Genomic DNA, 10,888 nt, shown 5'->3' on the forward strand with positions numbered 1-10,888 from the left:
GGCGTTACGACTCCTGGCATTCCCCCGAGGGCTGTACGGCCTTCGGAGGGCCGGGCGTTGACGATTCGCCCGACCCGTCAGCGACGTCGACGGGCGTTGAGCCGGGCGGCCTGGCGCGTCAGATGGGCGACCTCGGCGAGGTTGGGTGCCTTCTGGGCCGCCTCGGCGTACAGCTGTGCCGCGGTCGCCAGGTCGCCGTCGCGCTCGTGGAGGTAGGCCGCCACCGCGGTGTGGCGGGGCAGGGAGTCGTCCAGTGCCGCGAGCGCCGCAAGGCCGGCCCGGGGTCCGTCGGCCTCGCCGACGGCCACCGCGCGGTTGAGACGGACGACGGGGCTGTCGGTCAGCCGCGTGAGTTCGTCGTACCACTCGACGATCTGCACCCAGTCGGTCTCCTCGGCGGTGGGCGCGTCGGCATGCAGCGCGGCGATGGCCGCCTGGGCCTGGAACTCGCCCAGCCGGTCGCGGGCGAGGGCCGACTGGAGGATCTCGATGCCCTCCGCGATCAGCGCCGTGTCCCAGCGGCCGCGGTCCTGCTCGGCCAGCGGCACCAGGCTGCCGTCGGGCGCGGTCCGGGCGGCCCGCCGCGCGTGGTGGAGGAGCATGAGGGCGAGCAGCCCGGCCACCTCGGGGTGGTCGATCGCGGAAGCCAGTTGACGGGTGAGGCGGATGGCCTCGGCGGCCAGGTCGACATCCCCGGAGTAGCCCTCGTTGAAGACCAGGTAGAGGACGCGCAGCACGGTGGCGACGTCGCCGGGCTGGTCGAACCGCACGCCGGAGACGGTGCGTTTGGCCCGGCTGATGCGCTGCGCCATGGTCGCTTCGGGCACCAGGTAGGCCTGGGCGATCTGGCGGGTGGTCAGTCCGCCGACGGCGCGCAGCGTGAGGGCGACGGCGGACGACGGCGTCAGGGACGGATGGGCACAGAGGAAGTACAGCTGGAGTGTGTCGTCCACGGCGGGCGCGGGGCCGGGCGGCGGCTCCTCCTCGACGCGGTCCTCACGCCTGCGGCGGGCGGCGTCCGCCCGGGTCGCGTCGAGGAACTTGCGCCAGGCGACAGTGACCAGCCAGCCCTTCGCATCCCTCGGCGGATCGTCCGGCCAGACGCGGACCGCCTCGATGAGCGCCTCCTGCACGGCGTCCTCGGCCGCCGCGAAGTCGGCTCCGCGGCGGACGAGGATGGCGAGCACGCTTGGCGTGAGGCTCCTCAGCAGGGCCTCGTTCATCAATGGCACTCGGTGATGGTGGGCGTCGCGGTCAGGAAGGGGCGCACCTCCAGCCACTCGTGGATCGGCTTCCCGCCCGCCCCGGGGGCGGCCGACAGTTCCCCGGCCAGCTCCACCGCACGGTCGTAGCTGTCGACGTCGATCACCATCCAGCCGGCGATGAGGTCCTTGGTCTCCGCGAACGGGCCGTCGGTGACCGGCGGGCGCCCCTCACCGTCGTACCGGACCCACTTCCCCTCGGGGGCGAGCGCCTGACCGTCGACGAACTCGCCGGTCTTCTCGAGCCGGGCCGCGAAGTCGTTCATGTACTGCACGTGCGCCGAGATCTCCTCCGGCGTCCACTGGTCCATCGGCACGTCGTTCACCGCAGCCGGGGCGCCGCGGTAGTGCTTGAGAAGCAGGTACTTGGCCATCGTGATCTCTCCTCGATGCTGGTGCGATCCATTGTGGTCGCGTTCACCCCGGGGACGGAGCCGGAAGCGGGTTCTCGACATCGCCGTGGGAAGTTTTTCGGCAGGAGTCGGCAGGAGGTCGAAGCGACCCGTGAACCGGGGGTTTCCCCCACCCTGGATCCGGATGGCCGCCCCATCGAATCGGCTCGCGCACCGAGGCCATCGTTGGACGGTACGGCGAGGCCAGGCCCGCAGGGGGCCGGGTCGCGTACGCCCAGGGGGCAGACGTGTTCAAGCGCAGGCGTGCGGTGGGTGGGTTACTGACGTTGGCCGCGGCGGTCGGTGTCGCGGCGGGCGCGCCGGCGAGCGGCGACACACCGCTGGGGCACACCGCCGGCATGGTCCGGGCCACCGGCGAAAACACCGTGCTCGGCGTCGCCGACGCCACCGGCCACCCCCGGCTGCGCGAACTCCTCCACCGGCTGACCACCGTCGACGGTGGCCCCGGTGCGCTCGTCGAAGTGCGGGACCGGACCGGGAGCGCCGTGCTGACCAGTGGCGTCGCGGACGTGCGGAGCGGCGCGCCGGTGCGCCGTGACAGCAGGTTCCGGATCGGCAGCATGACCAAGCCGTTCGTGGCGACGGTCATGCTCCAGCTGGTGGGAGAGCATCGCGTCGTTCTCGACGCGCCGGTGGAGCGCTACCTGCCGGGCGTAGTCCGGGGGCACGGCAACGACGGGCGCGACATCACCGTCCGTCAGCTTCTCCAGCACACCAGCGGCGTGCCCGACATCCTCGAGCATCTCAGCCCGGCGGAGATCCTCAGGGACCCTCTGGCCCATCACGACGCCCGTGAGCTCGTGAACATCGCGCTCGCCCACCCGCCGACCTTCGAGCCGGGCACCGGCTGGCGCTACTCCAACACGGGGTACCTGCTGGCCGGCATGATCATCGAGAAGGTGGCCGGCCATCCGTACGGCGATGAGATCCGCAGGCGCATCATCAGGCCGCTCGGCCTGCGGGAGACGTACGTGCCAGGTGACGACCCGGTGATCCCCGGTCCGCACCCACAGGGGTACGTGCGACCGGGCGAGGACGCGCCCCTCATGGACCTCACCGCGGTCAACCCCTCGGTCGCGGGTGCGAGCGGCGAGATGATCTCCAGCGGGACCGATCTCAACCGGTTCCTGGACGCGCTCGTACGCGGCGAGTTGCTGCGCCCGGCCCAGCTGAGGGAGATGACGAGGACGCGGCCGACCGGCAACCCGGACGGCCGGGCGTACGGCCTCGGCCTGGAGAGCAGGCCGCTGCCCTGCGGTGGCCTCTATTGGGGGCACACCGGCGACATGCTCGGGTACGAGACGGCGGGCGGTGCCACGGTCGACGGCAGGCAGGCGACGGTCATGGTGAACCTCGACCCTGGCGGTTCGGACGCACAGAGCGACGACATCAAGGCTGCCGTCCGGGTTGCGCTCTGCGAGAGCCGTCCCTCGGTCTCCAGGTAGAGAACGCGCACGGGCGGCCCTTACTTCAGCACGTAGCATGCAATATATTGCATGCTACCAACCCGCTCCCCTGCCCAAGGACATCGCCCAGTGACCGACCCGACAGGAACGCAGGAGATCATCGGCATTCTGGGCGGCATGGGCCCGGCGGCCACCGCCGACTTCTACGCCAAGCTGGTGTCGTTGACCCCGGGACGCAGCGACCAGGACCACCTCAGGACGGTCATCTGGTCCGACCCCACCATCCCGACCGCACCGCGGCACTTCTCGGCGACGGACCCGACCCCACCCCCTGGCTCCTCGACGGCAGCCGTGTCCTGCGCGAGGCCGGCGCCACGGTCATCGCCATCCCCTGCAACACCGCACACGCCTTCGTCCCCCGCATCGTCGACCGTGTCGGCCTGCCGATCGTCCACATGATCGGCGAGGTGGCCCGGCATCTGACCACGCTGAGCCCCCAGGTGCGTACGGCAGGGCTGCTCGCCACCACCGGCACCGTGCGGGCGGGGCTGTACCAGGAGTGGCTGGACCGTTCGGGCATCGACCTCGTGCTGCCCGACGCCGACAGCCAGGACGCCGAGGTGATGGCCGGCATCCGGGCGGTGAAGGCCGGTCTCCGTGACGACGCCACGACCGCACTGCTCGCCCGCGCCGCACGCCGACTGGCCGGCCGGGGCGCGCAGGTGATCATCGCGGGCTGCACCGAGATTCCCCTCGGCCTCCCCGCCGACGCCGTCGAGGTCCCCTTGGTCGACCCGGCCCTCACCCTCGCCCGGGCCCTGGTCCGCCGGACCCGCGACAGTACGGGGGGCGAGGCGCCGCCCCACCCGGTCAGCCTGCGCGGATGACCTCGGCGGAAGCCCGATCTGCGGGGATGACCTCGGCGGACGCCCGAAACGGCCGATGTATCGTACGCAATATGTCGCTCGACAGCCCCGTCTCCCGCCGCCTCCTCAGCGACGAGGTCTTTCACCGTCTGCGCGACTCCATCGTGCGGGGTGAACTCGTCCCCGGGGAAAAGGTCAAGGACAGCGAGCTCGCCGTGCGCCTCGGACTGAGCCGCACCCCGGTGCGCGAGGCCCTCGCCCGGCTCGCCGACATCGGTCTGGTCGAGGCCAAGCCCGGCGTGTACACCCGCATCACGACCCTCAACCGCCGCGACGTCGAGAAGACCCTCGCCGTCCTGCGCTCCCTCGACCGGCTCGCCGTCGAGACCGCCGTCCCGGTCATGACCGACCAGCACCTCGAGCGCATGCGCGAAGCCAACCGTGACTTCGAGCGTGCCGTCGCGGCCGAGGACACGACCGCCGCCCTCGCCGCCGACGACCGCTTCCACGCCGTCCCGATCGCGGCCGCCGACAACCCCGTCCTCAGCCGGGTCGTCGAGCAGCTCCACCCGCAGATCCACCGCATCCTCTACCGCAAGTTCTCCACCCTGCTCGGCGGCCGCAACACCATCGAGCACCACGACCAGCTCATCGACGTCTGCGCCACCGGTGACGCCCGCGCCGCCGCGGAGCTCTCGGGCCGGCACTGGTCCGAACTCGGCGGCCACATAAACCGCCTCTTCGACACCAACCAGTTCGCCGACACACCGGCCCCTTGATGCCGGGGCAGGCGCCCGCGCCGCACGCACGGGATGCTTGACAGGGAGGGCGCGCGACGAGGGCGGCCGGGAGGTGATGGCGGTGATCGCTGTCGAACCGATGGGCACCCTCGATGCCGCGCTCGCCGTCAACCCGATGGACGGCGCCTCGGTGCTGGCGACCTTCGGGGCCCTCGGTGTCCTCGTGGTGATCTTCGCGGAGTCGGGCCTGCTCGTGGTCGGCTTCTTCCTGCCCGGCGACACGCTCCTCTTCCCGGCCGGTGTGCTGTGTGCCGGGACCGCCGAGCAGGCGCCCCGCCTTGTGCTGTGGCAAGTGCTGCTATGCGCGGCCGTCGGCGCCGTGGCGGGCGGTCAGGTCGGGTTCCTGCTCGGGCGGCACGGCGGCCGGGCCCTGCTGGCCCGCACCGAGAGACGGCGCGTACGGGAGGCGGCGGCACGGGCGGAGAAGCTGCTGGCCCGCTACGGGTACGGCAAGGCTCTGGTGATCGGCCGTTTCGTCCCGATGGTGCGGACGGTCCTGCACCCGGCGGCCGGTGCGCTCGGCGTGCCCACGCGGACCTTCACCGTCTGGCAGATCGTCGGCGGCCTGCTCTGGTCGCAGAGTCTCGTCCTGGCCGGATATCTCCTGGGAGCCTCCGTCCCCGACATCGACGACTATCTGCTGCCGCTGGTCGCCCTCGTCGTCCTGGTGTCACTGCTCCCCCTGCTGCCGGTACTGACCGAGTCGCGCCGGGCGCGGCGCGATCGCTGACCCGTACCTCAAGCGGCCAAGCACCCATGGACGTTCGGCCAGTCGGACATTGTTCGAAACCTCTTGACGCTGTGCCACACCCCGATTGACACTCTCGCAACACGACGTCACACAGCCGAAACGGCAGGGTGCCCACGGCCGAGGCCCCGCCATGCCTCAGCAGGGAACTCGACATGCCGTATATCGCACGCGTCCGTGTCCGAGCGAGACGCCTGGCGAGCCGACTCGCCGGACTGACCGCCGCGTCGCTGCTGCTGGGACTCGCCGGGCCCGCCCTTCCCGCGCAGGCCGCCGGCACCACCGAGGCGGCGGAGATCACCGATGGTCTCGCCCTCTGGTACAAGCTCGACGCCACCTCCGGCAGCACCGCGACCGACGCCTCCGGCAACGGCCGGGACGGCACGGTGAGCGGCGCCGCCGACTGGTCGGGCACCGGTCAGGGGCTCGCCTTCAACGGCTCGGACACCTACATCAAGGTGCCGAACGACGTCATGAAGGGCATGGACGCGATCACCGTCTCGATGGACGTGCGGATCGATGCCACGCAGACCACGCCGTACTTCCTCTACGGCTTCGGCAACTCCAGCGGCAGCAGCGGTAACGGCTACCTCTTCACCACCGGCAACTCCTTCCGCACGTCCATCGCGACCGGCAACTGGTCGACGGAGCAGACCACCAGGCCCGCCGACTCGCACAACCTGACCCGCTCGGTCTGGAAGCACATCACCTACACCCAGAGCGCCACCACGGGCGTGCTGTACGAGGACGGCGTCCAGGTCGGCCGCAACACCTCCGTCAGCATCACCCCGGGCTCGATCGGCTCCGGCACCACCACCGCCAACCACATAGGCAAGTCGGTCTACTCCGGCGACAAGCTGTTCAAGGGCAGCATCCGTGACTTCCGGGTCTACGACCGTGCCCTCGCCGACTCCGAGGTGGAGCAACTCTCCCTCCCTGTGTCGACGCAGGGCATCGCCGACGACAAGGCCGCGCTGAGCCTCGGTGACACCAGTGCGGTCGTCGCCGATCTGGACCTGCCGAAGACCGGCACGGCCGGCGGTTCCACGATCAGCTGGACCAGCGACAACCCCGCGGCCGTGTCCGACTCCGGCAAGGTCACGCGCCCCGCCGCCGGTCAGCCCGACGCGCACGCCACGCTCACGGCGGCCCTGAAGAAGGGCACCGTGACCGACACCAAGACCTTCGAGGTCACCGTGCTCGCCGACTTCGACGACCGGACCGCCACCGAGCAGGCCGCGGCTGCCCTGACCGTGCACAACCTCGACGACGTACGCGGCAACCTCACCCTTCCGGCGACCGGTGCCCATGGCACGAGCGTCACCTGGTCCTCCGCGAACCCGGAGGTCATCTCCCCCGACGGCCTGGTCCACCGCCCCGCACACGGCACGGGCGCCACCACCGTCGAACTGACCGCCACCGTCACCAAGGGCGAGGCGAGCACCACCCGCGCCTTCACCGCGAAGGTGCCCGAACTGCCGAAGCACGAGGCCCTCAAGGGCTACATGTTCAGCTACTTCACCGGCGAGGGCACCTCGGACGGCGAGCAGCTCTACGCCGCGCTCAGCAAGGGCAACGACCCGTTGCACTGGCGGGAGCTGAACGACGGCAAGCCCGTCCTGACCTCCACGCTCGGCGAGAAGGGCCTGCGCGACCCATTCATCATCCGCTCCCCGGAGGGCGACAAGTTCTACCAGATCGCCACCGACCTGAGGATCTACGGCAACGGCGACTGGGACGCCTCCCAGCGCACCGGCAGCAAGTCCATCATGGTCTGGGAGTCCACCGACCTCGTGCACTGGACGAACCAGCGCCTGGTCAAGGTCTCCCCGGACAGCGCGGGCAACACGTGGGCGCCGGAGGCGTTCTACGACGCGCAGCGCGGTGAATACGTCGTCTTCTGGGCGTCGAAGCTGTACGACAACGAGGCGCACTCCGGCGACACCTACAACCGCATGATGTACGCGACCACCCGTGACTTCCACACCTTCAGCGAGCCCAAGGTCTGGATCGACCGCGGCTACTCGGTCATCGATTCCACCGTGATCCAGCACGACGGGACGTACTTCCGCCTCTCCAAGGACGAGCGGAACAACACCTCCTCCACGCCCAACAGCAAGTTCATCTTCGAGGAGAAGAGCAACTCCCTCCTCGACCTGTCCTGGGACGCCGTCGCCGAGGGCATCGGCAAGGGCTCGATGAGCGCGGCCGAGGGGCCGCTGGTGTTCAAGTCGAACACCGAGGACAAGTGGTACGCGTTCCTGGACGAGTTCGGCGGGCGCGGTTACATCCCCTTCGAGACGACCGACCTCGCGTCCGGCACCTGGACCCCGTCCACCGGCTACGACCTCCCGGCCAAGCCCCGCCACGGCACCGTCCTGCCGGTGACCCAGGCCGAGTACGACCGCCTGCTGCGCGCCTACCAGCCGGACCAGCTGGTGGAGGGCGTCGAGGACGTCTCCGTGAAGACCGGCATCGGCCAGGCCCCCGTCCTGCCGGCCACCGTGATCGCCACCTACGCCGACGGCGTCAAACGTCCCGTCGCGGTGACCTGGGAGGACGTCCCGGAGTCGAAATACGCGCAGGCCGGCACCTTCACGGTGACGGGCAGCCTGCCGGACGGCGCCGCGATCCCGGTCCGCGCCGAGGTCACCGTCTCGGCGGACGGCCCCGACGTGCCCGCCGACCTGCTCGTGCACTACGGCTTCGACGAGACCGGCGGCAACATCGCCCGCGACTCCAGCGGTCACGGCCACCACGGCACCTATGTCCGTACGCCCGACTTCGGCACCGGGGTCGACGACGGCTCGTTCAAGATGTCCGGCGACGACCGCTCGCCGTACGTGAAGATCCCCAACGGCGTGCTGAAGAACGCCGACAGCGTCACCGTCTCGACGTACGCCAAGTGGAAGGGCGGCGACAACTTCCAGTGGCTGTTCGGGCTCGGTCCGGACAGCGACAAGTACTTGTTCGCCACCCCCTCCAACGGCGGCTCAAGCCTCTACTCGGCGATCACGAAGGCAAGTTGGTCGGCGGAGTCGAAGCTGACGGCGGGCTCGAGGCTCACCCCCGGCGAGTGGCAGCACGTCACCGTCACCCTCGACGGCTCGACCGGCACGATGGTCCTCTACGTCGACGGCATCGAGGCCGCCCGCACGACGACCACCATCAAGCCGTCCGAGCTGTACGACGCGAACAAGGACTACAGCGGCTACATCGGCAGGTCCCTGTACGCGGCCGACCCGTACTTCGGCGGCGAGGTGGACGACTTCCGCGTCTACGACCGGGCTCTGACGGCCGCCGAGGTCATGGAGCTCAGCGGCAACACCGCGGGCATCGCGAAGGCGACGCACCCGGCGCTGAAGGTCGACGCGCTCATCGACAACTCGGGCAGCAGGATCACGCTGCCGATGAAGGAGGGCACCGATCTCACCGCCCTCGCCCCGGAGTTCACCCTCGCCCACGGCGCGGCGATCAGCCCAGCCTCGGGCAGCGTCCAGGACTTCAGCAAGCCGGTGACGTACGAGGTGACCGGCTCCGACGGCAAGAAGCGCAGCTGGACGGTCTCGGCGCTCGTCATGAAGAGCCCGGTCCTGCCGGGTCTCAACGCCGACCCGAACATCGTCCGCTTCGGCGACACATACTACCTGTACCCGACGACCGACGGCTTCGAGGGCTGGAGCGGCACGCAGTTCAAGGCGTACTCGTCCACCGACCTGGTCCACTGGAAGGACCACGGCGTCATCCTGGACCTCGGTCCCGACGTGTCCTGGGCGGACAGCAGGGCCTGGGCGCCGACGATGGCCGAGAAGGACGGGAAGTACTACTTCTACTTCTCCGCCGACGCCAACATCGGGGTCGCGGTGTCCGACTCACCGACAGGCCCGTTCAAGGACGCGCTGGGCCAACCGCTGCTCAAGGCGGGCCAGTACAGCGGCCAGATGATCGATCCGGCCGTGTTCACGGACGACGACGGCCGGTCGTATCTCTACTGGGGCAACGGCCGAGCGTACGTGGCCCCGCTGAACGACGACATGACCTCGATCGACACATCGCAGGTCAAGGACATCACCCCGAGCGGCTACCGCGAGGCCACGTTCGTCATCAAGCGGGCCGGCACCTACTACTTCATGTGGTCGGAGAACGACACCCGCGACGAGGACTACCGCGTCGCCTACGCCACCGGCCCCTCCCCCACCGGCCCGTGGACCAAGCACGGCGTGATCCTGGAGAAGAACCTCTCCCTCGGCATCAAGGGACCCGGCCACCACTCGGTGGTCCACGTCCCGAAGACCGACGAGTGGTACATCGCCTACCACCGGTTCGCCATCCCCGGCGGTGACGGCACCCACCGTGAAACCACCGTCGACAAGCTGGAGTTCGACTCCGACGGGCTGCTCGAGAAGGTCGTCCCGACCCTGACGGGCATCGACCCGATCGTCAACCGAGCCCCGAAGATCACCTCCGCCACGGGGCCGACGGCCCCCGTGGCGGCCGGCCACCGCACCACCGTCAGGGCCGAGTTCCGGGACGCCGACGTCGGCGACACCCACACCTGCCGGGTCGACTGGCGGGACGGCACCGAGCCGACGGCGGGCACGGTCGACGGCACCACCTGCCGAGCCGAGCACACCTACGCCAAGGCCGGCATCCTCCACCCGGTCGTCACCGTCACGGACAACGACGACGGCTCGGACCGCACGACACTCCCCGAGCTGATCGTCTACGACCGTGCCGCCGGACCCGCGCTCGGCGCGGGCCTGATCACCTCCCCGGCCGGGGCCTACCCGGCCAAGCCCGCCCTGACCGGCAAGGCGGCCTTCTCGTTCGCCGCCGCGTACGCCAAGGGAGCCGCCGTCCCCACGGGCAAGGCGTCCCTCGACTTCGGGCCGGCCAGGCTGAAGTTCCGCTCCACCGGCTCCGACTGGCTCGTGGTCACCGGCACCCAGGCCGTGTACCAGGGCTCCGGCACTGTGGCCGGCAGCGGCGGCTACGGCTTCCGGATCACCGCGACCGACGGGCCGGACACCTTCCGCATCAGGATCTGGAAGAAGTCCACCGGCGACGTCGTCTACGACAACCTCAGCGGCGCGAAGGCCATGGGTGTGGTCGAGGTCGGCGGCGCCCTGCGATAAGAGCCTGTGTCATATCCCCGGCCGGATCAGCGCGCGGCGTCTGGTGCGTGCGATCGCAAGGCGCCGGAGCGCCCTCGTGGCGGAGCCACGTGGGCGGTTCGGCAACGCGGCGAGTGTGCGTGCCAGGCGTCGCGCGCCCAGCCGGGGATATGACACAGGCTCTAAGAGGGCGTTTACATCGCAATTACATGCATTTCGCCTGGTATGCGGATCGGCTTCGGGAGTGCTGGTGATGCTTGAGGGGCTGACGATGCAGAA

Annotated in this window: 7 protein-coding genes; 5 read left to right on the forward strand and 2 right to left on the reverse strand. The window is 70.1% G+C overall.

Translation table 11 applies throughout. From position 1 onward, the window contains the following. Positions 1-77: 77 nt before the first annotated feature. Complete coding sequence (locus IF78_RS0130315; RefSeq protein ID WP_031486073.1) at positions 78-1,223, reverse strand: RNA polymerase sigma factor; 1,146 nt, start codon at positions 1,221-1,223, stop codon at positions 78-80. Then, the gene (locus IF78_RS0130320) at positions 1,223-1,636 is read right to left on the reverse strand and encodes a YciI family protein (RefSeq protein WP_031486074.1); all 414 of its coding nucleotides are present in this window, start codon (positions 1,634-1,636) and stop codon (positions 1,223-1,225) included. Before IF78_RS0130320 ends, IF78_RS0130315 begins: the two co-directional genes overlap by 1 nt. Positions 1,637-1,902: 266 nt before the next feature. On the opposite strand from IF78_RS0130320, the gene IF78_RS0130325 reads away from it, so the two are divergent. From IF78_RS0130325 to IF78_RS0130345, 5 genes are all read left to right on the forward strand, one after another. Continuing rightward, entirely contained in the window at positions 1,903-3,120 is a 1,218-nt protein-coding gene (locus tag IF78_RS0130325; RefSeq protein ID WP_031486075.1) for a serine hydrolase domain-containing protein, read from the forward strand. 47 nt (positions 3,121-3,167) lie between these two features. Next, positions 3,168-3,968, forward strand: a complete 801-nt coding sequence (locus IF78_RS44005) for an aspartate/glutamate racemase family protein (protein WP_234439912.1) — start codon at positions 3,168-3,170, stop codon at positions 3,966-3,968. A gap of 71 nt (positions 3,969-4,039) precedes the next feature. Continuing rightward, a complete protein-coding gene (locus tag IF78_RS0130335) occupies positions 4,040-4,726 on the forward strand; it encodes a GntR family transcriptional regulator (protein ID WP_031486076.1) in 687 nt (228 codons plus the stop codon). A 100-nt stretch (positions 4,727-4,826) separates the two neighbouring features. Continuing rightward, positions 4,827-5,477 carry a DedA family protein gene (locus IF78_RS0130340; protein ID WP_031486077.1) on the forward strand — a complete coding sequence of 217 codons (651 nt, stop codon included), beginning with the start codon at positions 4,827-4,829 and terminating at the stop codon, positions 5,475-5,477. Between the two features lie 173 nt (positions 5,478-5,650). Beyond that, on the forward strand, positions 5,651-10,630 hold the full coding sequence (locus IF78_RS0130345) for a family 43 glycosylhydrolase (protein ID WP_031486078.1): 4,980 nt from the start codon (positions 5,651-5,653) through the stop codon (positions 10,628-10,630). Positions 10,631-10,888: the final 258 nt, after the last annotated feature.

It is taken from the genome of Streptomyces bicolor, from assembly GCF_000719285.1.
Lineage (GTDB): Bacteria > Actinomycetota > Actinomycetes > Streptomycetales > Streptomycetaceae > Streptomyces > Streptomyces bicolor.